This window comes from Nonomuraea sp. bgisy101 (assembly GCF_057708945.1).
The window spans coordinates 36,889-60,931 of the sequence record NZ_JBYITD010000031.1 but is presented as its reverse complement, the minus strand read 5'-3'; the positions used below and the strand labels follow the sequence as shown (position 1 = coordinate 60,931).

Annotated in this window: 23 protein-coding genes; 12 read left to right on the top strand and 11 right to left on the bottom strand. The window is 69.5% G+C overall.

Going from position 1 to position 24,043, the window contains the following annotated elements:
* Positions 1-71: 71 nt before the first annotated feature.
* Complete coding sequence (locus AC3EO4_RS42025) at positions 72-1,151, bottom strand: NAD(P)H-dependent amine dehydrogenase family protein (protein ID WP_379576254.1); 1,080 nt, start codon at positions 1,149-1,151, stop codon at positions 72-74.
* A 182-nt stretch (positions 1,152-1,333) separates the two neighbouring features.
* On the opposite strand from AC3EO4_RS42025, the gene AC3EO4_RS42020 reads away from it, so the two are divergent.
* From AC3EO4_RS42020 to AC3EO4_RS41990, 7 genes are all read left to right on the top strand, one after another.
* Positions 1,334-2,206 carry an SDR family oxidoreductase gene (locus AC3EO4_RS42020; protein ID WP_431901188.1) on the top strand — a complete coding sequence of 291 codons (873 nt, stop codon included), beginning with the start codon at positions 1,334-1,336 and terminating at the stop codon, positions 2,204-2,206.
* A 218-nt stretch (positions 2,207-2,424) separates the two neighbouring features.
* Complete coding sequence (locus AC3EO4_RS42015) at positions 2,425-3,582, top strand: ROK family protein (RefSeq protein ID WP_431901185.1); 1,158 nt, start codon at positions 2,425-2,427, stop codon at positions 3,580-3,582.
* Positions 3,576-5,060, top strand: coding sequence for a sugar ABC transporter ATP-binding protein (locus tag AC3EO4_RS42010; protein ID WP_379576251.1), 1,485 nt, complete (start codon positions 3,576-3,578; stop codon positions 5,058-5,060). Before AC3EO4_RS42015 ends, AC3EO4_RS42010 begins: the two co-directional genes overlap by 7 nt.
* Entirely contained in the window at positions 5,057-6,052 is a 996-nt protein-coding gene (locus AC3EO4_RS42005; protein WP_379576250.1) for an ABC transporter permease, read from the top strand. Before AC3EO4_RS42010 ends, AC3EO4_RS42005 begins: the two co-directional genes overlap by 4 nt.
* Positions 6,049-7,101, top strand: coding sequence for a substrate-binding domain-containing protein (locus AC3EO4_RS42000; protein WP_379576249.1), 1,053 nt, complete (start codon positions 6,049-6,051; stop codon positions 7,099-7,101). The genes AC3EO4_RS42005 and AC3EO4_RS42000 overlap by 4 nt, the downstream gene beginning before the upstream one ends.
* A complete protein-coding gene (locus AC3EO4_RS41995) occupies positions 7,101-8,243 on the top strand; it encodes a Gfo/Idh/MocA family protein (protein WP_431901180.1) in 1,143 nt (380 codons plus the stop codon). Before AC3EO4_RS42000 ends, AC3EO4_RS41995 begins: the two co-directional genes overlap by 1 nt.
* Positions 8,240-9,247, top strand: a complete 1,008-nt coding sequence (locus tag AC3EO4_RS41990; protein WP_431901179.1) for a sugar phosphate isomerase/epimerase family protein — start codon at positions 8,240-8,242, stop codon at positions 9,245-9,247. The genes AC3EO4_RS41995 and AC3EO4_RS41990 overlap by 4 nt, the downstream gene beginning before the upstream one ends.
* A 65-nt stretch (positions 9,248-9,312) precedes the next feature.
* On the opposite strand, the gene AC3EO4_RS41985 is transcribed toward AC3EO4_RS41990, so the two are convergent.
* The 4 genes from AC3EO4_RS41985 to AC3EO4_RS41970 form a co-directional block, all read right to left on the bottom strand.
* Positions 9,313-10,059 carry an AraC family transcriptional regulator gene (locus AC3EO4_RS41985; protein ID WP_431901177.1) on the bottom strand — a complete coding sequence of 249 codons (747 nt, stop codon included), beginning with the start codon at positions 10,057-10,059 and terminating at the stop codon, positions 9,313-9,315.
* A 94-nt stretch (positions 10,060-10,153) separates the two neighbouring features.
* Positions 10,154-11,236 carry a Zn-dependent alcohol dehydrogenase gene (locus AC3EO4_RS41980; protein ID WP_379576245.1) on the bottom strand — a complete coding sequence of 361 codons (1,083 nt, stop codon included), beginning with the start codon at positions 11,234-11,236 and terminating at the stop codon, positions 10,154-10,156.
* A gap of 6 nt (positions 11,237-11,242) precedes the next feature.
* On the bottom strand, positions 11,243-11,434 hold the full coding sequence (locus AC3EO4_RS41975; protein ID WP_346129432.1) for a ferredoxin: 192 nt from the start codon (positions 11,432-11,434) through the stop codon (positions 11,243-11,245).
* Complete coding sequence (locus AC3EO4_RS41970) at positions 11,431-11,874, bottom strand: pyridoxamine 5'-phosphate oxidase family protein (RefSeq protein WP_379576244.1); 444 nt, start codon at positions 11,872-11,874, stop codon at positions 11,431-11,433. The genes AC3EO4_RS41975 and AC3EO4_RS41970 overlap by 4 nt, the downstream gene beginning before the upstream one ends.
* 74 nt (positions 11,875-11,948) lie before the next feature.
* On the opposite strand from AC3EO4_RS41970, the gene AC3EO4_RS41965 reads away from it, so the two are divergent.
* Both AC3EO4_RS41965 and AC3EO4_RS41960 read left to right on the top strand, forming a co-directional pair.
* Positions 11,949-12,575, top strand: a complete 627-nt coding sequence (locus AC3EO4_RS41965) for a class I SAM-dependent methyltransferase (protein WP_431901276.1) — start codon at positions 11,949-11,951, stop codon at positions 12,573-12,575.
* Between the two features lie 56 nt (positions 12,576-12,631).
* Positions 12,632-13,228 (top strand): cupin domain-containing protein, encoded by a 597-nt coding sequence (locus AC3EO4_RS41960; protein ID WP_431901173.1) that lies wholly within the window; start codon positions 12,632-12,634, stop codon positions 13,226-13,228.
* Positions 13,229-13,263: 35 nt separating this feature from the next.
* Here AC3EO4_RS41960 and AC3EO4_RS41955 read toward each other — a convergent pair whose 3' ends face one another.
* The 4 genes from AC3EO4_RS41955 to AC3EO4_RS41940 form a co-directional block, all read right to left on the bottom strand.
* Positions 13,264-14,229 carry a DUF1702 family protein gene (locus tag AC3EO4_RS41955; RefSeq protein WP_431901172.1) on the bottom strand — a complete coding sequence of 322 codons (966 nt, stop codon included), beginning with the start codon at positions 14,227-14,229 and terminating at the stop codon, positions 13,264-13,266.
* A gap of 207 nt (positions 14,230-14,436) precedes the next feature.
* Complete coding sequence (locus AC3EO4_RS41950; protein WP_431901169.1) at positions 14,437-15,462, bottom strand: prenyltransferase; 1,026 nt, start codon at positions 15,460-15,462, stop codon at positions 14,437-14,439.
* Positions 15,459-16,166: a class I SAM-dependent methyltransferase gene (locus AC3EO4_RS41945; protein WP_431901168.1), complete on the bottom strand. Its 708-nt coding sequence runs from the start codon at positions 16,164-16,166 to the stop codon at positions 15,459-15,461. Before AC3EO4_RS41945 ends, AC3EO4_RS41950 begins: the two co-directional genes overlap by 4 nt.
* On the bottom strand, positions 16,160-17,386 hold the full coding sequence (locus AC3EO4_RS41940; RefSeq protein WP_379576239.1) for a glycosyltransferase family 4 protein: 1,227 nt from the start codon (positions 17,384-17,386) through the stop codon (positions 16,160-16,162). The genes AC3EO4_RS41945 and AC3EO4_RS41940 overlap by 7 nt, the downstream gene beginning before the upstream one ends.
* 236 nt (positions 17,387-17,622) lie before the next feature.
* Here AC3EO4_RS41940 and AC3EO4_RS41935 point away from each other — a divergent pair, with 236 nt between their 5' ends.
* A complete protein-coding gene (locus AC3EO4_RS41935; RefSeq protein ID WP_379576333.1) occupies positions 17,623-18,627 on the top strand; it encodes a GDP-mannose 4,6-dehydratase in 1,005 nt (334 codons plus the stop codon).
* A gap of 229 nt (positions 18,628-18,856) precedes the next feature.
* Complete coding sequence (locus AC3EO4_RS41930; protein ID WP_379576238.1) at positions 18,857-19,645, top strand: type IV toxin-antitoxin system AbiEi family antitoxin; 789 nt, start codon at positions 18,857-18,859, stop codon at positions 19,643-19,645.
* Here AC3EO4_RS41930 and AC3EO4_RS41925 read toward each other — a convergent pair whose 3' ends face one another.
* Entirely contained in the window at positions 19,646-20,056 is a 411-nt protein-coding gene (locus tag AC3EO4_RS41925) for a DUF2000 family protein (RefSeq protein ID WP_431901165.1), read from the bottom strand.
* Positions 20,057-20,629: 573 nt separating this feature from the next.
* On the opposite strand from AC3EO4_RS41925, the gene AC3EO4_RS41920 reads away from it, so the two are divergent.
* Positions 20,630-21,484 (top strand): AraC family transcriptional regulator, encoded by an 855-nt coding sequence (locus tag AC3EO4_RS41920; RefSeq protein WP_431901162.1) that lies wholly within the window; start codon positions 20,630-20,632, stop codon positions 21,482-21,484.
* 793 nt (positions 21,485-22,277) lie between these two features.
* On the opposite strand, the gene AC3EO4_RS41915 is transcribed toward AC3EO4_RS41920, so the two are convergent.
* Entirely contained in the window at positions 22,278-23,462 is a 1,185-nt protein-coding gene (locus AC3EO4_RS41915; RefSeq protein WP_379576235.1) for a cytochrome P450, read from the bottom strand.
* Positions 23,463-24,043: the final 581 nt, after the last annotated feature.

Here is a 24,043-nt window from a genome sequence, read left to right as displayed (position 1 = left end):
CTGTTCGGCTGAGGGAGGGCACGCTGAGCGGAGGCCGATCGACGGCCAGGCGGTCGGCTGGGGGAGGGTGCTCAGCGGGCCGCCGGTGACGGCCGGTGGCGGGTGACGGTGTGGCGGCCGGTCGGAACCGGCAGGTCGAGCATGGTGCGGATCCCGGGCGGTGCCGCGCACACGGCGGGCACGTTGTTGACGGCCCTGGCCGCGGCCGCGGCGAGCCCGTGGGAGACCTCGTCCACGGTCACCGTCATCTGCGGCACCCCCTCGATGTGGATGGCGAACCCGGGCTCGGGCCAACGGCGCACCTTGGTCGCGTCGGCCTTGTAGACGCATTCGATGGTCATGAAGGGCCGCCCGCGTACCAGCCCGGAGAAGACCCAGCGCGACGCGCACACCGTGCCCTCGCGGACCAGCCCGGCCGCGATCTCGAACTCCTCGGTCGCCAGCTCGAACTCGTCGCTCTCCTCCACCTCGTCGAGCCGCACGTCGAGCGCGTCGGCCACCAGCTGCACGCTCTCCGCGAAGAGCGAGCGCTGGAAGGCCCGGTACGGCCGGACGGCGGCGGTGTAGTCCTTGGCCGAGCGGGTGAATCCGACCAGGTCCACCACGATCTGCCGGGAGGGGTGTCCGCGGAAGTCCGAGGACTCGCGCACGTAGATGTGATCGACCCTGCTGGAGAGCCCGGTCAGGGCCAGCGGCAGGAAGTCGCTCATGAAGCCGGGGTTGATCCCGGTGCCGTGGAGCGAGGTGCCGCCCTTCTTGCAGGCCTGCTCGATGCGTTCGACGACGCCGGGGCCGTAGGAGCGCGGGTAGACGAACCCGGTGGTGGTGATCACGTTCTTGCCCGAGGCGAGCAGCGCGCAGATCGTCTCGATGTCCGAGGTGTGGTCGCGGCCGAAGTAGGAGGCGGGCAGCGGCATGTGCAGGACGCAGTCGGCGTCGAGCGCCATGATGCGCTCGACGTCGTCGGTGCACCTGACGCCCGTCTCCGGCATGCGCACCAGCTCGCCCGCGTCCATGCCGACCTTGTCGGGGTCGTAGACGAGAACACCCGCGAGCTCGAACTCCGGTCTGGTGAGCACGCTGCGCAGGGCGCAGCGTCCGACGGCGCCAGTGGCCCATTGGATCACGCGGAGGGGCGGCTGTGCGGGCATGCAAGGCCTCCAGCCCGGATGGTGGGCGGGGCCGTAACAGGGAGGGGTGTCGTCTTTGACCGCCGCCCTAGCGGGGTGAAGAACTCTAGCAGAAATCCGCATGACTGATCACTGTCCGCAACAGCTCCATCGAGATATTGTGCCCTTACTAGAATGTTGTTCTCCTACGGTGGAGGGTTCGCATGCTCCGGTTCGACGGCAAGGTCGCGATCATCACGGGCGCCGGGCACGGTCTCGGTCGCTCGCACGCGCTCCTCCTGGCCGAACGAGGCGCGCGGGTCGTGGTCAACGACCTCGGCGGCGCGCTCGACGGCACCGGCGCCTCGACGGGCCCGGCGGCGGAGGTCGTGGAGACGATCAGGAAGAACGGCGGAGAGGCCGTCGCCAACACCGACAACGTCGCCACCCCTGAGGGCGCCAAGGCGATCGTCCAGTCCGCCGTCGACGCGTTCGGCCGGGTCGACATCGTCGTCAACAACGCGGGCATCCTGCGCGACAAGTCGTTCGGGAAGATGACGGTCGAGGAGTTCGACGCGGTGCTCGCCGTCCACGTGCGCGGCTCCTACCTGGTCAGCCAGGCCACCTACCCCTACCTCAAGGAGCAGGGTTACGGGCGCATCGTCAACACCTCCTCGCCCGCGGGCCTGTTCGGCAACTTCGGCCAGGCCAACTACTCCACGGCCAAGATGGGCCTGGTCGGGCTGACCAAGACGCTGGCGATCGAGGGCGCGCGCAGCGGCATCAAGGCCAACGCGATCGCGCCCATCGCGTGGACGCGGATGACGGAGGCGCTGCTGCCGGCCGAGTTCGAGGCGAAGTTCACCGCGGAGCGGGTCAGCGCGCTCGTGGCCTTCCTCGCGCACGAGTCGTGCGAGGCGTCGGGCGAGGTGTTCAGCGTCGGCGGAGGGAAGGTGGCGCGGGTGTTCGTCGCCGAGGGGCCGGGGTGGAAGACCGACGACCTGTCGCCCGAGGCGATCGCCGACAACTGGGACTCGATCATGGTCGAGCAGCCCTACGTGCTGTCGGCGGCCGACTCGATGAAGGCGATGCTCTAGCGGCACGCGGACGCGCAGGGGGCCACCTCGTCGGAGGTGGTCCCTTTTTTGACGACTGGGCCCGGTGCCGCTCGGGGAGATCGGTGACGGAAAGCCGCAGGTTACGCCGATAGAGATCCAACTTTGTTCGATCCTCAGCGGAAGAGGTGCGGATCTCCGTCGAATTACAGGCTCTTGATCCCTTGCTTTCGTCATAAGTGCCCTCTTATCGTCGCGGCATGACGGGTGACGTCCCCGGCACGCCGGGCGATGTTCTGACGCTGATCGGCAGCGGCTCGGCCACCACGCGGTCGGACCTCGCCAGGATCACGGGCCTGGCCAGGTCCACGATCTCCCAGCGGGTCGACGCGCTCATCGAGCGCGGGCTGGTCGAGGAGGCGCACGCGGGCGACTCCACGGGCGGCAGGCCGCCGCGCCAGTTGCGTCTGCACACCGAGGACCACGCTGTCGCCGGCGTCGACCTCGGCGCGACCCACTGCAGGATCGCGTTGATGGACCTCACGGGGCAGGTGATCGCCGAGGCGGAGGATCCCATCCGCGTCGCCGAAGGGCCCGTGACCGTGCTCGACCACGTGGACCGCAGGGTCCGCGAGCTCCTCGACCGCGCGGGCCGCCCGTATGCGGCGCTCAGGGCGATGGGGGTCGGCGTGCCTGGCCCGGTCGAGTTCGCGACGGGCAGGCCGAACAATCCACCGATCATGCCGGGCTGGAACGGCTACCCGATCCCCGACCACTTCGCCACCATGAGCCTGGTCGACAACGACGTCAACGTGATGGCGCTGGGGGAGCACCGCAACGCCTTTCCCATGGTCAGGCACCTGCTGTTCGTCAAGGTCGGCACCGGCATCGGGTGCGGCATCGTGGCCGACGGCGGGCTGCACAGGGGCGCGCAGGGCTCGGCGGGGGACATCGGGCACATCAGGGTGAGCGGCCACGACGACGTGACCTGCCACTGCGGCAACAGCGCGTGCCTCGAGGCGGTCGCGGGCGGTCACGCGCTCGCGCGCAGGCTCACCGAGCTCGGCCTCGCCGCCGAGACGGGCTCCGACGTCGTCGCGCTCGTCCAGAAGGGCAGTACCCCGGCCCTCCGCCTGGTCAGGGAGGCGGGCAGGGTCATCGGCGAGGTGCTCGCGGGGCTCGTCAACTTCTTCAACCCCGAGGTCATCGTCATCGGCGGCGTGCTTGCCAGGGTGCACGAGCACCTGATGGCGGGCATCCGCGAGACCGTCTACCAGCGCTCGCTCCCTCTGGCCACCCACGAGCTGGTCATCGTGCCCAGCCGTACGGGAGTCGACGCGGCCGCGCTCGGCGCGGGGACGCTGGCCATCGAGCACTACCTGGCTCCCGACAACATCAACAGGATCGTCACATGTTGATCATGAGAGGCATCGTCAAGCAGTTCCCCGGCGTGCGGGCGCTGGACGGAGTGGACCTCGACGTGCGGGCCGGCGAGGTGCACTGCCTGCTCGGCCAGAACGGCGCGGGCAAGTCCACGCTCATCAAGGTGCTCGCCGGCGTTCACCGGCCCGACGCGGGAACCATCGAACTCAACGGCACGACCATCGCGCCGAGCAACCCCGTCGACGCCATCAGGCTCGGCGTGGCCACCATGTACCAGGAGCTCGACCTCGTCGACGGGCTCAGCGTGGCCGAGAACATCATGCTCGGCCACGAGCCCACCCGCCTCGGATTCACCCGCAGGAAGGCGCTCAGGAGCACCGCCACCGAGATCCTCACCAGGCTCGGCCATGGCGAGATCAGGCCGTCGAAGGAGGTCGGCAGGCTCTCCCCGGCCGCCAAGCAGGTGATCTCGATGGCTCGCGCGCTCTCCCACGACGCCCGCGTGATCGTCATGGACGAGCCGTCGGCCGCCCTCGCCCACGACGAGGTCGCCAACCTGTTCCGCATCATCAGGGAGCTCACCGCGCAGGGCGTCGCCGTCGTCTACATCTCCCACCGCCTGGAGGAGATCAGGGAGATCGGCGACAGGGTCACCGTGCTCAAGGACGGCAGGACGGTCGCGGTGGGCCTGCCCGCTGGCGACACGCCGACCTCCCAGGTCGTCTCGCTCATGACCGGCCGCAACGTGGAGTACGTCTTCCCTCCGCGCTCGGGCGCCGCCCCAGGCGCCGACGTCCTGCGCGTGGAGAACCTCAGCGCTCCGGGCGTCTTCGCCGACGTCTCCTTCTCGGTGCGGGCCGGCGAGATCGTCGGCCTGGCGGGCCTGGTCGGCTCGGGCCGCTCGGAGATCCTCGAGGCCGTGTACGGCGCGCGGCCCGCCACGGGCCGGGTCCTGCTGGACGGCAGGCCCGTGTCCAGGTCCACCGCGCGTGCCGTACGGCAGGGCATGGGCCTGGCCCCTGAGGAACGCAAGGCGCAGGCGCTGCTGCTCGACCAGACGGTGACGGCCAACATCACGCTCGGCAGCCTCGACCGCTACGCCAGGTTCGGCTGGCTGGACAGGGCGCGAGAGGACGCCGAGGCCAGGCGTCTGGTGCAGACGCTCGACATCAGGCCCGCCGACCCGCAGCGGCCGATCAAGACGCTGTCGGGCGGCAACCAGCAGAAGGCGGTGCTGGCCCGCTGGCTGCTCAACGACCGCAAGCTGCTCCTCCTCGACGAGCCGACCCGAGGGGTGGACGTGGGTGCGAGGGCCGAGCTGTACGCGGTGATCAGAAAGCTGGCCGACGACGGCATAGGAGTCCTGCTGGTCTCGAGCGAGGTGCCGGAGGTGCTGGGGCTGGCCGACCGGGTGCTGGTGGTCCGCGAGGGCCGCGTCATCCACTCGGCCTCCGCCCAGGAACTCGACGAGCACACGGTGCTGGACATGATCATGGAAGGTAGTGCGGCGTGAAGACCGATGGTGCTCCCGCGACCGCGGGCGTGGGCGGCGGCGTGTTCGCCAGGTTCGGCGAGGTGCGACATCTCGGGCTGGTGGCGGCGCTGGTGCTGCTGGCCGTCGTGGGCCTGGTGACCGTACCGGACAACTTCGCCACCACCTCCAACCTCGTCAGCATCCTCTCGCTGGCCGCCACCATCGGCGTCATCACCGTCGGCATGACCTTCGTGATCATCGGCGGTGGCATCGACCTGTCCGTCGGCGCGGTCATGGCGCTGGCCTCGGTATGGGCGACCACGCTCGCCACCCAGTCCTACGGCCCGTTCGTCATGGGCCTGTGCGCCGTCCTCGTCGGCACCGGCGCGGGCCTCGTCAACGGCCTGCTCATCGCCTACGGGCGGATGGTGCCGTTCATCGCCACGCTGGCCATGCTCGTGGCCGCCCGCGGCCTGGCCCAGCGGATGTCGGACCGCAAGACGCAGCTCATCCAGCAGGGCAACGAGGCGGTGGTGGCGCTGTCGACCACCAGGGTGCTCGGCGTCCCGCTGCTCGTCTACATCTTCGCGCTGGTGGTCGCGGTCGGCTGGATCGTGCTGAACCGCACGACCTTCGGCCGCCGTACCTACGCCGTCGGCGGCAATCCCGAGGCCGCGCGGCTGGCCGGAATCGACGTGCGGCGGCACACGATGCTGCTGTACGCGCTGTCGGGATTCTGCTGCGGGATCGCCGCCATCCTGATCATGGCGAGGACCACCACGGGCTCCTCCACCCATGGAGACCTCTACGAACTGGACGCGATCGCCGCGGTCATCATCGGCGGCACGCTGCTCACCGGGGGACGGGGCACGATCATCGGCTCCATCCTCGGCCTGCTGATCTTCACGTTGATCACCAACCTGTTCATCCTCAACGGGCTCAACACCAGCGACCAGCTGATCGCCAAGGGCCTGATCATCGTCATCGCCGTCCTTCTCCAGCGGCGAAACCTCAAGGAGAGAGCACCATGACCGAGAAAGTCGCGCGCAGAGGTTTCCTCGTTGGCGGGGCCGTCCTGCTGGCCACCGGATGCACCAGCAACCAGCCCGCGGCCCAGCCGTCCGCCCAGAGCGCCGCACCCGCGCCCGCGCCCGCCGCCGGCGGCAACGACCAGCCGGGCACGAAGGTCGTCATCGGATTCTCCGCGCCCGCCGCCGACCACGGGTGGATCGCCGCCATCGCCAAGAACGCCGAGGCCGCCGCCAAGCAGTACTCCGACGTCGAGTTCAAGGCCGTCGAGCCGACCAACGACATCAACGCGCAGATCTCCGCCGTCGAATCGCTGATCGCGGCCAAGGTGAACGCCCTCGTCATCCTGCCCAACGACGGCCAGCAGCTGAACCAGATCGCGCTCCAGGCCACCGCCGCGGGCATCCCCGTGGTCAACCTCGACCGCGTCTTCCCCGACAAGCTCGCCTACCGCACCTGGATCGGCGGCGACAACTACGGCATGGGCGTCGCCGCGGGCCACTACGTCGGCAAGAAGCTGAAGGACAAGGGCGTGACCAACCCGGTGATCGTCGAGATCCAGGGCATCGCCACGCTCCCGCTGACGCAGGACCGCACCAAGGGCTTCGCCGACGCGCTCAAGACGTACGGCTTCAGCGTCACCGCCAAGCAGGACGCCCAGTTCACGGTCGAGACGGGCAACAAGGTCGCGGCCAACCTGCTCCAGGCGCACAAGAAGATCGACGCGATGTGGAACCACGACGACGACCAGGGCGTGGGCGTCCTCGCGGCGATCAAGGAGGCGGGACGCAACGAGTTCTTCATGGTGGGCGGCGCCGGCTCGGCCAACGCCATGCGGGAGATCCAGTCGGGCGACTCGGTGCTGGAGGCGACCGTCACCTACAGCCCCACCATGGCATCGTCGGCTATCAAGCTCGCGAGGTTGATAGCCCAGGGAAAGGGCATGAGCGACCTCGTGGAGAACCAGGTTCCGCAGTCGATCACGCTCGCTTCGGAGACCATCACGAAGGAGAACGTGCAGAAGTACCTACCTCTGGGGTTTGAATCCTGATGACTCGAACGACCATCGGCGTCGGCATGGTGGGGTACGCGTTCATGGGGCGCGTCCACTCCCAGGCCTGGCGCAACGTGGCGGCCTTCTTCGACCTGCCGGTGACGCCCGTCATGGCGGCCCTGTCCGGCAGGTCGCTCGAAGCCGCCACCGACGCCGCGGCCCGGATGGGCTGGGCCGCGGTCGAGACCGACTGGAGGGAACTGGTCAACCGCGACGACGTGCAGATCGTCGACATCTGCACGCCCGGCGACTCCCACGCCGAGATCGCCGTGGCGGCGCTCCAGGCCGGCAAGCACGTCATCTGCGAGAAGCCGCTCGCGAACACCGTCGAGGAGGCGCAGACCATGGTGGCGGCCGCCGCCGCCTCGCCGGGCAGGTCGATGGTCGCCTTCAACTACCGGCGCGTGCCCGCCATCGCGCTGGCGCAGCGGATGGTCGCCGCGGGTGAGCTCGGGCAGATCAGGCACGTCAGGGCGCAGTACCTGCAGGACTGGATCGTCGATCCCGACTTCCCTCTGGTGTGGCGGCTGCAGAAGGACAAGGCGGGGTCGGGGGCGCTCGGCGACATCGGAGCGCACATCATCGACACCGCCCAGTTCGTCACGGGGCAGACGATCGTGGGCGTCTCGGCGCTCACCGAGACCTTCGTCAGGGAACGGCCGCTGGCGTCGGCCTCCTCGGGGCTGGGCGGCAGCGGTACCTCCGAGAAGGGGAGCGTCACCGTCGACGACGCGGCGCTGTTCATCGGGCGGATGTCGGAGGGGGCGCTGGCCTCCTTCGAGGCGACCAGGTTCGCCACGGGGCGCAAGAACGCCCTGCGCCTGGAGGTCAACGGGTCGCTGGGCAGCCTCGCCTTCGACTTCGAGGCCATGAACGAGCTGTGGGTGTCCTCCGGCGACACGGGCTTCAGACGCGTCCTCGTCACCGAGCCCGACCACCCCTACGTGGGCGCGTGGTGGCCGCCGGGACACGGTCTCGGCTACGAGCACACGTTCACGCACGAGATCAAGGACTTCCTCGAGGCGGTCGGCAACGGGACGGACCCATCGCCTTCGTTCGCCGACGGGCTGAGGGTGCAGCGGGTGCTGGCGGCCGTCGAGCAGAGCGCGGCCGAGGGTTGCTACAAGGAGATCGCATGACGAGACCAGTCACGTTGTTCACGGGACAGTGGGCCGACCTGCCGTTCGACGAGGTGTGCAGGCTGGCCGCCGAATGGGGCTACGACGGCCTGGAGATCGCCTGCTGGGGCGACCACTTCGACGTCAGCCAGGCCGTCGCCGACCCGGCCTACATCGCCGCCAAGCGGGCCCAGCTCGACAAGCACGGTCTCAAGGTGTGGGCGATCTCCAACCATCTGGCGGGACAGGCGGTCTGCGACCACCCCATCGACGCCCGCCACCAGGCGATCCTGCCCGCGCGCATCTGGGGCTCGGGAGACCCCGAGTTGGTACGGCAGGCCGCGGCCGAGGAGCTCAAGAACACCGCGCGTGCCGCCGCGCTGCTCGGCGTCGACACCGTCGTCGGGTTCACCGGGTCGTCCATCTGGCACACGGTCGCGATGTTCCCGCCGGTCCCGCCGTCGATGATCGAGGCCGGCTACCACGACTTCGCCGACAGGTGGAACCCGATCCTCGACGTGTTCGACGAGGTGGGCGTGCGGTTCGCGCACGAGGTGCACCCGTCGGAGATCGCCTACGACTACGTGACGACCCAGCGGACCCTGGAGGCGATCGGGAACAGGCCCGCCTTCGGCCTCAACTGGGACCCCTCCCACATGGTGTGGCAGGACCTCGACCCCGTCGGCTTCATCCTCGACTTCGCCGACCGGATCTACCACGTCGACTGCAAGGACACCAAGGTGCGCGTCGGCGACGGGCGCAGGGGCCGGCTGTCGTCGCACCTGCCGTGGGCCGACCTGCGGCGCGGCTGGGACTTCGTCTCGACAGGGCGGGGCGACGTGCCGTGGGAGGACTGCTTCAGGGCGCTGAACTCGATCGGGTACGCCGGCCCCATCTCGATCGAGTGGGAGGACGCGGGCATGGACCGGCTGGACGGGGCGCCCGAGGCGCTGGCCTACATCAGGAAGCTGAACGCGATCACTCCGCCGACGGCGGCGTTCGACGCGGCCTTCGCCTCGGAGTAGGCGGGCGGGCGGGTCTCCGCCCCCTCGGCGGCCCGCCCCCTCCCACGTTGACCCCGGCCGCGAGGTCAGGATCGTGCGCGGTGGGCGCCAGGGGTGTGGCCGAAGGCGCGGCGGAAGACGTCGATGAAGGCGCTGCTGGAGGCCCAGCCGCACTGGTGGGCGACGACCGTGACAGGGGTGCCCTCGGCCAGCAGGCGCAGGGCGTGGTGCAGGCGCAGCTGGGTGCGCCACTGCGGGAAGCTCATGCCGAGTTCGGCCTTGCACAGCCGGGTCAGCGTGCGGTCGCTGACGCCCACCTCGGCGCCGAGCCGCGCCAGGGTCCTGTTGTCGGCCGGGTTGTCACGAAGGATGGCGCACACCGCGACCAGCCGCGGGTCCTTGGCGGCCGGCACGTTGACCGGCGCCTGGGCGGAGTGGCGGAGCTGGTCGAGCAGGACGGCCCGCAGGCGGCGGCGCTCGGCGGTGCGTTCGGCGGGCTGCCTGGTGTAAGCGATGATCAGCTCGCGCAGCAGCGGGCCGACGCCGATGACCGCGGGCTGGTCCAGGCGCAGCGGGTTGTCCTTCACCGGCAGGCCCAGCAGGTAGAGGTCGGTGTCGCCGTAGGCGCGATGCTCGTGGACCGTACCGGCCGGAATCCAGATCGCCCGGGTGGCGGGAGCGATCCAACTGCCCGCGTCCGTGGTGACCGACAGCACGCCGCGACCGGCGTAGACGATCTGGTTCTCGTCGTGCCAGTGGGCGTCGACTCCGGTGCCGGCGGGCAGAGGGAGGAGGCCTGTCGTGGCACGCGGAGTATGGCGGATTCCCGACATTGTTTGTGATTCTATCGAAATCAGCGTGATCCCATCGGGCATCCGTCGGCCGCGGGTGGGGGCGAGGGGCCCTCACCCGCGGCCGGCGGACGGCCTAGTCGAACAGGACGATCTGGCGAAGTGCCTCTCCGTTGCGGAGAGCCGTGACCGCGTCGTTCAGGTCCGTCAGCTTGATCCGGGCGCTGATCATCGAGTCCAGGTCGAGCTGGCCCGACTTGTACAGCTCGGCGAAGTAGGGGAAGTCGTGCCTGACGTCCGCCTCGCCGTACAGGGAGGAGAGCAGGTTCTTGCCTTCGAACAGCAGGCTGAACGCCGAGATCTGCACCATGTCGTCCATGGCGCCCGCCCCGACCACGATGACGTCGCCGCCCTGGCGGGTGAGCTGCCACGCGCTCTGGATGGTGGCGGACTTGCCGACCACCTCGAAGCCGTAGTCGAACCCCTGCCCGCCGGTGAGCTCCTGGAGCGCGCCAGGCAGGTCGTCGGGGGTGACGGCGTGGGTGGCGCCGACCTTCAGCGCGAGTTCGTGCTTCGACGTGAGCGGGTCGACGGCGAGGATGGTGCGCGCACCCGAGATGCGGGCGCCCTGGATGACGGAGAGGCCGACGCCGCCGCAGCCGATGACGGCGACGGTGGAGCCTGGCCGGACGCGGGCGGTGTTGATGGCCGCGCCGACGCCGGTGGTGATGCCGCAGCCGATGAGCGCGGCGGCCTCCCACGGGACGCCGGGGTCGACCTTGATGGCGCCCTCCCACGGGATGACGATCTCCTCGGCCCACGTGCCGCAGCCCGCCATGCCGTACACCATCGTGTCGCCGAGCCTGAAGGTGCCGGTGCTGAAGGACTCGATGATGTACTTCATGCACAGGTACGGCTGGCCACCCACGCACAGCTCGCAGTTCTGGCAGGACGGGCGCCAGTTGATGATGACGTGGTCGCCCGGCTGGACGGTGGTGACGTGGTCGCCGACCTCCACGACCTCGCCCGCGCCCTCGTGTCCGAGGATCAGTGGCACGGGCTGCGGCACGACGCCGGTCATGGCCGACAGGTCGGAGTGGCAGACACCGGTCGCCTTGATCTTGACGCGGACCTGCGACGGGCCGACGGGGGCCAGGGTGATGTCGTCGCGGATGTCGAGCTTGTCGTCTCCTACGGTGTGGAGCAGCGCTGCGCGCATGGGGGGTTACTCCTCCAGAGAGAGGGCGGCTTTCGGACATGACCGCACCGCGTGGCGGACGCGGTCCAACATCTCCGGCGGCGGCTCAGGCAGCAGGATGTGCAGCTGGTCGTCGTCGTCCACCTCGAAGACCTCGGGCGCGAGTCCCATGCAGACGGCGTTGGCCTCGCAGACCAGGTCATCGACTTTGATCTTCATGACAGCCTCCTGTGGTCCCATGAGACCACTTTGGTCGGCTCCACGACGAAGGCGGTGCGCTTTTTCCCCGTATGTTCGACGTACTCGCGGAGCAGCTCATCGGGTACGCCAGGGGTCATCCGCCTGGCGATCTCCATGCCGATGTCGAGCGTCTTGTCGACCTGCTCGGCCACGCCGTACACCAGGACGCCGCGGAGGTCGGCGTAGTCGTCGCCGGTTTCGATCAGGCAGCTGACCCGCGGGTCGCGTTCCAGGTTCCGTGTCTTCTGCGCCTTGCCGTAGGTCCAGAAGGCGATCCGGCCGGCGTCCATGGCGTAGAACATGGTCACCAGATGCGGCGTGCCGTCCTGGTTGATGGTCGCGAGCTGCAGCTTGCGCGATTCCTGGAGGAAGGCGGCGATGTCGTCGTCGGACATCGCGATGCGGGCGCGCTGGTTCACGTGCCAAGTAGAACAGGTTCCAGAATGTCGTTCAAGAGGAATGTTCGGTTGGGGTCGTGAGTAAGGTGCTCACCATGGAGATGCCGCCCGATCTACTGCTCGCCGCCGAGCGCGCCAAAGGGTTCATGCCCGCCGACGAGGGCATGGCGCTGTTCGAGGCCGCCCTCCGGTACGGCGCGCGCGGCCCCATCTGCGAGATCGGCACCTACTGCGGCAAGTCGGCCGTCTATCTCGGCGCCGCCGCCCGCCTGACCGGCTCGGTCGTGGTGACGGTCGACCACCACAGGGGTTCGGAGGAGATCCAGCCGGGCTGGGAGCACCACGACCCCACGCTCGTCGACCCGCGCTTCGGCAGGATGGACTCGCTGCCGACCTTCCGCGCGACGATCGCGGAGGCGGGCCTCGAGGACGAGGTGATCGCGATCGTGGGCAGGTCGGAGCAGGTGGCGCGGCTCTGGAACACGCCGCTGGCCATGCTCTTCATCGACGGCGGGCACTCGGAGGAACCGGTGACGCGCGACTACGAGGGCTGGGCGCCGCACGTGATGGTGGGCGGCGCGCTGGTCTTCCACGACATCTATCCCGATCCCGCCGACGGCGGGCAGGCGCCGTACCGGGTCTATCTGCGCGCGCTGGAGAGCGGCGCCTTCAAGGAGACCTCTGTGACGGGCTCGCTCCGGGTTCTCACTCGCCTTCATTAGCCTGAAAATCTTCATCATTCTATTGACGTTGAAGACACCTTCATTGGGATGAAGTCATGACGAACGACAGCACCCCCGAGTCCGTCGCGGCGATGCTCGGCGCTGTCGGAACCCGCGTCCGCACCCTGCGCAAGGAGCGAGGCTTCACCCTCGAACGGCTCGCCGAGCTGTCGGGGCTGAGCATGGGGATCATCAGCCAGGTGGAGCGCGGTCTGGCCAACCCCGCGTTCTCCACGCTCGTCCAGCTGGCACACGGGCTCGGCATCCCCGTGGGCCTGCTCTTCCAGGTGCAGGAGGAGCACCGCTCGCCCGTGGTGCGCAAGTCCGAGCGCCGCAGGCTCGGCGGACACGGCGTCGGCGACGACGACAGTGCCGTCCACGAACTCCTCACCCCCGACCTCTCCGGCGCGCTCGAAGTGACCTGGGTCGAGACCCGTCCAGGCCACGACACCAGCGCCACCCCCTTCACCCATCTCGGGGAAGAGGTCGGCATCGTCATCACAGGGCACAAGGATGTGTACCTGGACGGGGTCAGACACGAGCTGGGCCCTGGCGACTCCATCCGCTACCCGTCCACCATCCCTCACTGGTACGCCAACAACGGCGACGAGGTCTGCACCGCCATCTGGGTGATCACACCTCCAACCTGGTGACAAGCCCGTCCACCTCGGCTACGAGTGAGCCACCCTCACCGGTTCCTGTGGGTCCACACCCTGCGGGTGTGGGCCTGCCAGCCGAGCAGGTCCTCGTGCGTGTGCGGGTCGTGACCGAGCCCGATCAGCGCCCTGTCCGCCCACGAGGCCGCCTCCTCCGGCTCCGCCCCCGCCAGCAGCTGGACGGCCTGAGCCGTACGGTCGGGCACGTGCCCCTCACGGAGCCTGGCGGCCGCCGCGAAGGCCGCGCCCTGCGTCAGATGGGCGCGGAAGCCGTCGGAGGCGGCGTAGGCGGTCAGCCTGCACATCTCGTCCACGTCCGCGCCGCCCACGTACGTGGCGGCGAACGCCACCCCGCTCCACAGGTCGGCCCTGCGCACCGAGGGGAACTCGGTGAGGCGCGCCGAGACGTCCTCGGGCGAGGCGCAGTCATGGAACCACAGCATGCGCCCGAGCCCCTGGTCGAACAGGGCTCGCTGGCTCCTGGTGAGCAGATGGGGGACGGCTCGCTCACCCACCATCGTGTCGGCGCGGGTGAGCGAGCGCTGGAAACCGAACCCGTCGACCGCCAGCCAGCGCAGCAGCGGGTGCGTGCTTCCCAGACCCCACAGCGGGCGCACGCGCAGCCCGGCGTAGGCGCGGCCCACGCCCAGATGCGCGGCGTGCTGGTGCCGTACGGCGGGACCGGCCAGGAGCTCCCGCAGGCGACGGCCCCTGGTCATGGTGAGCAGGTCGAGGGTCGCGCACGCCATCGCGGCGCCACCGTAGGCGAAGCCCCGCTGCTCGGGAGGCAGCTCGTCGATCTTGCCAGTCTCGTGGGAGAGGACGGCGTTGTAGCCGAGCACGTGCGAGCGTTCGGCGCGCTCCATGGCGGCGCGGGCGGGTCCAGATCTCAGGCGGAAGCGGCGCCTGCCCAGGTCGGCCTCGTCGGGATCCTTCGCCAGGAGGCGTCGGAGACCCGACGAGGGGGAGACGATCGGATCGGTCCTGACCTGATCCAAGAACGCAAGTGTGCCCGTGTCGCCCACTCTTCCCCCGAAGACGCATCGAACGGCCACTCACGAACCTAGTGAGCGCTTCGCGGCGGCCCTCGGCGGCGCTCCGCCTCTCGCGGCAAAGAAGCGGTAAAACGGCTTGCGGGTCCTAACGATCAGCCGGCGCCGGCGGGCGTGCCGTACGGGCGGTCGGCGCGTCCCGGTGCTCCCCGGTCATGCTCGCTTGTCGTACTGGAAGGGGTGGCTCTGGCCGGAGACGGGGATGTCGCGGAACAGGCCCGCGCCCTGCGTGAACCCGGACAGGGCGTCGGCGGCGAGGATCACGGCGGCGGCGGTGTAGCCGGAGCGCTCGTGCGGGAAGTGCTTGAGGTTGGCGAACTGCCAGCCGGTCCAGTACGAGCCGTCCTCGTGGCGCAGGTGCTGCATGTCGGCGAACAGCCGCTCGGCGCGCTCGCGGTCGCCGACCGCGTCGAGGGCCAGGACGAGCTCGCACGTCTCCGCGCCGGTCACCCACGGCTGGTCGGAGACGCAGCGGATGCCGAGACCCGGGACGACGAAGGTGTCCCACTCCTTGTCGAGCAGATCGAGCGCCAGGTCGCCGCGGACGGCGCCGCCGAGCACCGGGTAGTACCAGTCCATCGAGAAGCGGCTCTTGTCGGCGAACGCCTCGGGGGTGTTCTGCAGGGTGTTGGCCAGGCGGTCGGCGGCCAGCTCCCAGTGCGGCTGCGGGTCGTCCAGGCGGTCGGCGAGCAGGACGCCGCTGCGCAGCCCCTGGTGGATGCTGGAGCAGCCGGTCAGCAGCGCGTAGCCGGAGGGGCGGCCCAGCGCGTCGCGCTCCCACACGACCTCGCCGCGCGGCGTCTGGAGGTCGACGACGTAGTCGAGGGCCTTCTTGACCATGTCCCAGCGCCGCCGCGCGTTGTCCAGGTCTTCCGTGACCAGGAGGTCGTGCCAGACACCGACGGCGACGTAGGCGGCGTGGTTGGTCTCACCGCCGCGCTCGACGGCCTCGCCCGCGACCAGCTTCATCGGCCACGAGCCGTCCTCGCGCTGGTGGGCTGCCAGCCAGGCATAGCCGCGCTCGACCTCGTCCTCGAGGCCCGCCACCGACATGGCCATGAGGCACTCGACGTGGTTCCACGCGTCGACATGCCCTTCGGGCCACGGCACGCCGCCGTCGTCCTCCTGGATGGCCGCGATGCTCAGTGCGGTCTGGAGGACGTGCTCCCGCGTGATCACGCAGGCTTCCTGATGTAGAGCACCAGGCTCTTGCCGACGACCTGGTTCAGCACGGCCTCGGCCACCCTGGTCGTCTTCGGGCCCTTCATGATGTCCCAGACCAGGAGCTGGTGGTACGCCTTCACCAGCGGGTGACTGTCGTTGTCGACACCCACCGCGCACTTGATCCACCAGTACGGCGCGTGCAGTCCGTGCGCGAAGTGGTGCGGCCCGACCCTGAAGCCTGTCGCCTTGAGCTTGGCCCGCAGCTCCGCCAGCGTGTAGATCCTGATGTGCCCGCCAGGAGCCGTGTGGTAGTCCTCGCTCAGCGCCCAGCAGATCCGCTCGGGCAGGAACGCCGGCACGGTGATCGCGGCCAGCCCTCCAGGCTTGAGCACGCGCAGGATCTCCCGCATCGCGGTCGTGTCCTCGTGGATGTGCTCCAGCACCTCGGCGGCGATCACCCGGTCGAAGCTGTCGTTCTCGAACGGCATGTCGAGCGCGGTGCCCTGCACGGTCTCGCCCGTGCCCTTGGCCTCGCCCGTCTCCTCCATGGCCGCGAACATGGACTTGACGCCGTCGAGCTCGCCCTGGTCCATGTCGAAGGCGACCACGTCCGCGCCCCTGCGCAGCACCTCGAAGGCGTGGCGGCCGGCGCCACAGCCCAGGTCGAGCACGCGATGGCCCGGCCCGACCGGCAGCCGGGCGAAGTCGACGGTCAGCACTTGCCGAACTCCTCAATGGCCTCTCTGTAGGCCTCGACGGTCTTCTTGGCGACGACGTGCCAGGTGTAACGCTCCATCACGCGGTCGTAGCCCGCCTTGCCGACCCGCTCGCGCTCCTCGGGGTCGTCGTGCAGGCGGCGCAGCACCGCGGCGAGCTCCTCCGGGTCGCCGGGCGCGACCTGAACCGCGGCGTCCCCGACCACCTCGGGCAGCGCCCCCGTACGGCTGGCGACCAGCGGGGTGGCGCACGCCATGTGCTCGACGGCGGGCAGCGAGAAGCCCTCGTAGAGGCTCGGGACGACGGAGATCTCGGAGGTGGCGATCAGCTCGCCCAGCTCGTCGTCGGAGATGCCGTGGACGAAGCGGACCCTGTCCTGCAGCGAGAGCTCCTGGACGAGCTGCTCGGTGGGTCCCCCAGGTGTCGGCTTGCTGACGACGGTGAGGTTCACGTCGCGCTCGGTGGCCAGCTTGGCGACCGCCCTGAGCAGCGTCGCGACGCCCTTCATGGGGGAGTCGGCGGAGGCCACGGCGACGATGGAGCCCTTCCTCCTCGGCTTGTCGGGCCGCGGGTGGAAGTAGCGCGTGTCGACGCCGAGCGGGATCAGACGCATGTTGGCCTGCGGGACGTTGAAGTCGCGGTGGATGTCGGCCAGGCTCGACTCGCTCACCGTGAGGATCGGCTTCAGCCTCGGCGCCACCTTGGCCTGCATCTTCACGAAGCCGTACCACCTGCGCATGGTCAGCTTCTTGGCGCCCTTGGCCGCCTCGAGCTCGATGCGCCTGTCCACGCTGATCGGGTGGTGGATGGTGCCCACGACGGGGAACAGCTTCTGGATGCCGAGCAGGCCGTATCCGAGGGTCTGATTGTCCTGGACGACGTCGAAGTCGCCGAGGCGCTTCTTCAGCTCGCGGTAGGCGCGCAGGGTGAAGGTCAGCGGTTCGGGAAAGCCCGCCGTCCACATCGTCCCGACCTCGAGCCAGTCGATCCAGTCGCGGTACTCGTGCAGCTTCGGCGTGCGGAAGGGGTCCTCGTCGCGGTAGAGGTCCAGGCTCGGAACCTTGTTGAGGATCACGCCCTCGTCCAGCTCCGGGTACGGCTGGCCGGAGAAGACCTCCACGTGGTGACCCAGTGCGACCAGCTCTCTGCTGAGATGGCGGAGGTAGACGCCTTGGCCGCCGCAGGTGGGCTTACTCCGGTAGGAAAGCAGCGCGATCCGCACGGATACCCCTTTCTCCACCGGTACCGTGAAAGATGACCTTAGTCTGCGCACCTTACCATTGGGTAGGTATGCGGGGTCTCTTGTGGAATTGTTCCTCGCATGGCTTTCACCGGGCTCGAACTGGGAAGTTAGCCTGACCGAACTGCGTTCGGTGGAACGCGTTCTATGAGGCTTGATGCTTCCCCAGGGAACGTCGCTGTACATTCCCGTCCCAACGACTAACGATGGAGGACCCGTTGGCCAGGCGCGCGCTGATCACCGGCATCACCGGGCAGGACGGTTCCTACCTGGCCGAGCATCTGCTCTCCCTGGGCTACGAGGTGTGGGGCCTCGCCCGAGGGCAGGCCAACCCCCGGGTGTCGCGGATGCGCAAACTGCTGGCCGACGTCCAGGTCGTCAGAGGCGACCTGCTCGACCAGGGGTCGTTGATCTCCGCGGTGGAGAAGGTGCAGCCCGACGAGGTCTACAACCTCGGGGCCATCTCGTTCGTGCCCATGTCGTGGGAACAGGCCGAGCTGACGGCAGAGGTCACCGGCATGGGCGTGCTGCGCATGCTCGAGGCGATCAGGGTGTGCTCGTCGCGTGGCGCCTCCATCCGGTTCTACCAGGCGTCATCCTCCGAGATGTTCGGGCAGGTCAGCGAGACGCCGCAGAACGAGCGCACGTCCTTCCACCCGCGCTCGCCGTACGGCGTGGCCAAGGCCTACGGGCACTTCCTCACCCAGAACTACCGGGAGTCGTACGGGATGTTCGCGGTGTCGGGCATCCTGTTCAACCACGAGTCGCCACGGCGCGGCGCCGAGTTCGTGACCCGCAAGGTGACGCTGGGCGTGGCGCGGATCAAGCTGGGGCTGGCCTCCGAACTGCGGCTGGGCAACCTGGAGGCGCGGCGCGACTGGGGATTCGCCGGCGACTACGTCAAGGCGATGCACCTCATGCTGCAGGCCGACGCACCCGAGGACTACGTGATCGGGACCGGGCGCACGCAGTCGGTGAGGGAACTGGTCGAGGCGGCGTTCAAGGCGGCCGACCTGGACTGGGAGCAGTACGTGGTGTGCGACCAGGCGCTGCACCGGCCGGCCGAGGTGGACCTGCTGTGCGCCGACCCGAAGAAGGCGCGGACGCAGCTGGGGTGGGAGCCCACGGTGTCGTTCGAAGAGCTGGTGGCGATGATGGTCGAATCGGACGTCCGTCTGCTGTCCAACGGCGGCGACCCCGACCAGGACAGCTCCTGGCCCTGACCACCCCTCCCGCGCTCCCGCGCTCCTGTCACGGCCGGCCGGTTCCCGTGTTCCACGGTTGGCCCGTACCCGCCTCGACGGGCACCTCCGCAGCACGGCGGCCGATCTGCGGGGAGCGCCATCAGAGTGCGCATTCGTGGGAGGGCGCGGCCCTGTGGACAACCGCGCCCCGTCCACAGAAACCCGCTCGGTCGCCCGCCCCTGGCCCCCTCCCCGCCAAGCTGACCCCGTGCAGACCTCCCTCCTCGACCGAGCACGCCTGTTCACCGGCCTCGTCCCCGGCTCCACCGCGTGCCGCCGCACTGCCGCCCACATCTGGGGCCTCAACGCCCTCACCGAGTGTGAGGACGAGTGGCCGGTCGAGCTTGCCATGCCGTACCCGGCCCATGTCCGGGGCTGCACCGTCCACCAGGCCACGCTTCCGCCCGCCGACGTGACCGAGCACAGGTCGGTCCGCGTGACCACCCCCGAACGCACCGCCTACGACTGCGCTCAGCACCTCCCGAGACGCGACGGCGTGGCCATCGTCGACCAGTTCCTGCGCCGAGGCGTCGACCACGACGCGCTGATGCGCCGAGCCACCGGCTTCCGCGGACTGTGGGAGACCCTCGCCATGGCCGACAAGGGCGCCGCCTCACCACGAGAGACCTGGCTGCGCGTCATCCTGGTCGAAGGCGGCCTGCCCAGGCCCACCACGCAGATACGCGTCGACCTGCCCAGTGACAGGCTCGCCTACCTCGACCTCGGCTGGCCCGAGTTCCGCCTCGGCGTCGAGTACGACGGCCACGAACACCACACCTCGCCCGCCGACCGCCATCGCGACGCCACCCGCCGTGCCGCCCTGCGCACCGCGGGGTGGCGCGTCATCCCCGTCAGACGCGACGTCATCCCCGCCCGCTCCGCCGACGTCGTCGAGCAGGTCGCCAACGCCCTCATCGAATGCGGATGGAAACCGGCTCCCACCCAGGTGACCCGCATTCTCGGCCGCCTGCGCGCCGCCCGCCGCCGACGTTGGTGATCACAGATGCAGCGACAACCCCTTCGTCACCTTGTCCACCGCGTTCTTCGGCCCGTAGATCGCCAACCCGACCAACTGCAGATCCTCGGCCTCCACCGCCCGCACCGCGGCCCTGTTGTCGTCGTCGTTGCCCGTCTTGAACAACTCTTCCGTGTAGACAGCCACCCGCAGCCCCCTGGCCATGGCGCGCTCCCGTACCCGAGCGAGCCCTTCCTCGTCGCTGGCGTAGACCAGCACAGGCTGCCTGAACATCGGGAGGTAGACGTTGCCCGAGCCGTCCTCGTACGGCAGCCCGACCGTCTCGGGCTCCCCGCCAGCCACGGCGCTGGAGAGGAAGGCGGTGACGTTCAGCTTCTGCCAGACAGCGAGGTCATCCCGGACCACGATGCCGATCTTCGTATCGAACCGCATGCCCCCAGCCTGCCCGCCCCGCCGAACCCGGTCTTGAACGCTCGTGCGCCCGACAAGACCCATCCCGCACGCCGACCCCCTTCAGAACCCCATCCAGCCCGAAACCCACGTAACCCACCGCGGGCCCCATCTCAACCCACTCCCGCCGCCCACGGACTCCTTCCACCCGTCACCGCATGGACCTTCCGGTCGCCACGGGCCGGTCCGACCCGTAGACGCCGCCATCTTCCGGCCTTCGGCCGCAGGGATTCCGATCAGCGGAGGGCGTCATTCGAGGCACCATCGTGTGCCGGGGGAGTCCCGCCTGCGGGCGGTCTCATCCAAGATCCCTTCCACATCCACCCGGGGGAGACCAGTGCGGCTCACCTGCGGCGAACAGCCATAACGATGTCCCGATCAGCGGGTGGTGCCAGCCCGGGTCTCTCATCGGCCCAGGAGGGACCGGTGCGGCTCACCTGCGGCGAGCAGCCATAACGATGTCCCGATCAGCGGGCGATACCGGCCCGGGTCTTTTCCGCCTTCGGCCCCGGGAACCGGTGCGGCTCACCGGGGCCCAGCAGCCACAATGGAGGGGTGACGCGTGACTGGTCTTGCTACTGGCGCTCTCCCGACAGGCCGCTGGAGGCGATGCACGCCCACTTCGAGCAGCACGTCTACCACCGCCACAGTCACGACACCTACTCCTTCGGCGTCACCGAGATCGGCGCGCAGGCCTTCACGTGCCGGGGCTCGGCGCACACCAGCGCCACCGGCATGGTCATGGCGTTCAACCCCGACGATCCGCACGATGGTCACGCCGCGGACCAGTTCGGGTTCACCTACCGGATCATCCACATCGGGCCCGAGGTCGTCGCCGACGCCCTGGAGGACACCACGGGCCACCGAACGGGCCTGCCCCTGTTCACCGACCCCGTTCTCGACGATCCCGTCCTCGCTCATTCGCTGCACGCCTTCCACCTCGCCCTCCTCGGCGGCGCCTCAGCCCTGCGCCGCGACGAACTGCTCAGGGCCACGGTCGCCGCGATGGTCCGCCGCGGCAGCACCACCAGCCGAGCATCCGGCGGAACACTCCGGACGGGCGGAGCACCCCGGACGGGCGCCCAACTCATCGCCGAACGCGTCCGCCGCCGCCTCGACGACTCGCCGCTCGACGACCTCACCGCCACCGACCTCGCCGCGGCAGCCGGATGCAGCCGCTTCATGGTCTACAGGGCGTTCCAGGCCGCGTACGGCCTCGCCCCGAGCGACTACCAACGCCAGCTCAGGCTCAGAACCGCCCGCCGCCTCATCGCCCGAGGCCTCCCTCTGGGCGAGGTGGCCGCCCAGTCGGGCTTCGCCGACCAGAGCCACCTGACCCGCTGGTTCACCCGCACCTACGGCGTGACCCCCGGCACCTACCGCAGAGCAGGCCGCCAGCCCACGGGATGATCACGCGCCTCATCCCGCCTGCGAGAAGAGGCCTCCACCTTGTCTTCAACGAGCGGTCCACCCGAGGTCCGCGAGTGGCCCACTTGGGTTCGCCAGCCAGGCAGCTCCGGGCTGGGACCTGGCGTGGCGCAGGGCGATCCGGTCGGGGTCCAGGCCGGGGGATGATCTGGCCAGGGACCGGGGTCGGGCTGATCCGGCCGGCTTCCGGGGGCGATCTGACCGGGGGCCGGGCCCGGGGGTAATCCGGCCAGGGTTCGGGGGCGATCTGGCTGGGAGCCGGGCTCGGGGGTGATCTGGCCGTGATCTGGGGTCGGGCTGATCCGGCCGGCTTCCGGGGGCGATCTGACCGGGGGCCGGGCCCGGGGATGATCCGGCCAGGGTTCGGGGGCGATCTGGTCGGGAGCCGGGCTCGGGGGTGATCTGGCCGTGATCTGGGGTCGGGCTGATCCGGCCGGCTTCCGGGGCGATCCGACCGGAGTCCGGGCCCGGGGGCGAATCCGGCCCGGGTTCGGGGGTGATCCGGTCGGGGTCCGGGCCCGAAGGTGATCCAGCCGGGGTTCGGGCTCGGGGGGTGATCCGGCCGGTGTGTGGAGGCGACCCGGCCGTGATCCGGGGCCGGGGATGATCTGGCCGGGGTTCGGGGGCGATCTGGCCGGGGTCCGGGGCAGGGAAGATCCGGCCGGGGTCCTGGGGCGATCCGGCGGGGGTCCGGAGGCGGGTGGACCTGATCCGGACGCGGGGTTGGAGGATCCGGTTGGGAGTCGGGACTGGAAGAGCTGGTTGGGGGGTTGGGTCAGGAGAGGGTGACGGGGAGATCTTTGATGCCGTTGATGAAGTTCGAGCGCAACCGCCGTGCCTCTCCCGTTTGGCGCATGCGGGGGAACCGCCGGGCCAACTGCTCGAACAGCACCCGCAGTTCCAGCTTGGCCAGGTGGTTTCCGAGGCAGAAGTGCGCCCCTCCGCCTCCGAAGCCGATGTGCGGGTTGGGGCTGCGTCCGATGTCGAACGTCTCCGGGTCGGTGAAGACGGAGGCGTCCCTGTTGGCCGAGGAGTAGAAGACGACCACCTTGTCGTCCGCCTTGACCTGCCGGCCGCCGAGTGTGAGGTCGGCGGTGGCCGTCCTGCGGAAGAGGTTCACGGGAGAGACCCATCGGACGATCTCGTCGGCGGCGGTCCTGGCGAGCGTGGGGTCGGCGGCCAGCCGTTCCCACTGGGACGGGTTCTCGAAGAGGGCGAGCATCCCGCCGGACGCGGCGTTGCGGGTGGTCTCGTTGCCCGCGACGACGAGGAGCAGGACGAACAGCTCGAACTCGTTCTCGGTGAGGCTTTCGCCGTTCTCGTCTGGTTGGAGGAGCTTGGTGACGATGTCGTCGCGTGGCTCGGTACGGCGTTGGGCGGCCAGGACGGAGGCGTAGGAGTAGACCTCCGTGGCCGCGGCGCCGCCCTCTTCGGGGGAGGAGGCGTAGTCGGGGTCCTGGGCGCCGATCATGCGGTTCGACCAGGTGAAGAGCTTGTCGCGGTCGGCGACGGGGGCGCCGAGGAGTTCGCAGATCACGTAGAGCGGCAAGGGGGCGGCGATCTCGGTGACGAAGTCGGTCTCTCCCGAGCACTTGTCGAGAAGATCGTCGCAGATGTCGCGGATGTGTTGTTCGAGGGCGCTGATCGTGCGAGGGGTGAAACCGCGGTTGACCAGGGAACGCCGCCGGGTGTGCTCGGGCGGGTCCTGGTTCAGCATCATCATCCGCTGGAGCTCGCGCTGCTCTTCCGGCATCTCGTTGAACAGGGCGAGTCTGCGCGCCGACGAGAACAGGTCCGAGTGGCGGGAGACGTGGGTGACGTCCTCGTGCCGGGTGACGGCCCAGAAGCCCGGCTCGCCGGGATGCCAGTAGACGGGCGCGTTCTCCCGTAGCCAGCGCAGTTGCTCGTGTGGGGGTCCGAAGGCCGCGTAGTGGTCCTGATCGACGAGATCGATGTGCACGAGCCGTCACCTCGACTTGATCAAGCGCTTGGTAGGAGCAGTACTGAAACGTGTTCTATTACAGGCCCGCACGACGGTCAAGGCACGAGAGCCGCCGAGGAGGTCGGTGCGGCCCCACGGCCTCGGCGTTCCGAGGGCCCCGTGGCCATGGCGTTCCGAGAGTCGCACGGGCGTTCCGGCGGCCTCGCGACCTCGGTGTCCGAGATGCTGACCAGGTCCGGCGGCCTCGCGACCTCGGTGTCCGAGATGCTGACCAGGTCCGACGGGCCCCTCGACTCGTGGGCGTCCCTCGACCGGCTGGAGGGTCGCGCAACTGCGGCGTTGCGAGGGGCGCACGACCGTGCCGTTCCGGTGGCCTCGCGGCCTCGGTGTCCTTGACGCTGACCAGGTCCGACGGACCCCTCGACTCGTGGGGTGTCTCTCGACGGGCTGGAGGGTCGCGCAAATGCGGCGTTGCGAGGGCTGCACGACCGCGCCGTTCCGGCAGCTTCGCGACCCGGTGTCCGAAGGCCTCGAGACCGTGGTGTCTCAGGCATCGAGTCTCGACGTTCTGGCGGCTCGCGATCGCCGTGTCCGGAGGC

Coding starts and splice junctions, on each gene's coding strand:
- AC3EO4_RS42025 (WP_379576254.1), bottom strand. CDS start 1,151: ATGCCCGCACAGCCGCCCCTCCGCGTGATCCAATGGGCCACTGGCGCC.
- AC3EO4_RS42020 (WP_431901188.1), top strand. CDS start 1,334: ATGCTCCGGTTCGACGGCAAGGTCGCGATCATCACGGGCGCCGGGCAC.
- AC3EO4_RS42015 (WP_431901185.1), top strand. CDS start 2,425: ATGACGGGTGACGTCCCCGGCACGCCGGGCGATGTTCTGACGCTGATC.
- AC3EO4_RS42010 (WP_379576251.1), top strand. CDS start 3,576: ATGTTGATCATGAGAGGCATCGTCAAGCAGTTCCCCGGCGTGCGGGCG.
- AC3EO4_RS42000 (WP_379576249.1), top strand. CDS start 6,049: ATGACCGAGAAAGTCGCGCGCAGAGGTTTCCTCGTTGGCGGGGCCGTC.
- AC3EO4_RS41995 (WP_431901180.1), top strand. CDS start 7,101: ATGACTCGAACGACCATCGGCGTCGGCATGGTGGGGTACGCGTTCATG.
- AC3EO4_RS41990 (WP_431901179.1), top strand. CDS start 8,240: ATGACGAGACCAGTCACGTTGTTCACGGGACAGTGGGCCGACCTGCCG.
- AC3EO4_RS41985 (WP_431901177.1), bottom strand. CDS start 10,059: ATGTCGGGAATCCGCCATACTCCGCGTGCCACGACAGGCCTCCTCCCT.
- AC3EO4_RS41980 (WP_379576245.1), bottom strand. CDS start 11,236: ATGCGCGCAGCGCTGCTCCACACCGTAGGAGACGACAAGCTCGACATC.
- AC3EO4_RS41975 (WP_346129432.1), bottom strand. CDS start 11,434: ATGAAGATCAAAGTCGATGACCTGGTCTGCGAGGCCAACGCCGTCTGC.
- AC3EO4_RS41965 (WP_431901276.1), top strand. CDS start 11,949: ATGGAGATGCCGCCCGATCTACTGCTCGCCGCCGAGCGCGCCAAAGGG.
- AC3EO4_RS41960 (WP_431901173.1), top strand. CDS start 12,632: ATGACGAACGACAGCACCCCCGAGTCCGTCGCGGCGATGCTCGGCGCT.
- AC3EO4_RS41925 (WP_431901165.1), bottom strand. CDS start 20,056: ATGCGGTTCGATACGAAGATCGGCATCGTGGTCCGGGATGACCTCGCT.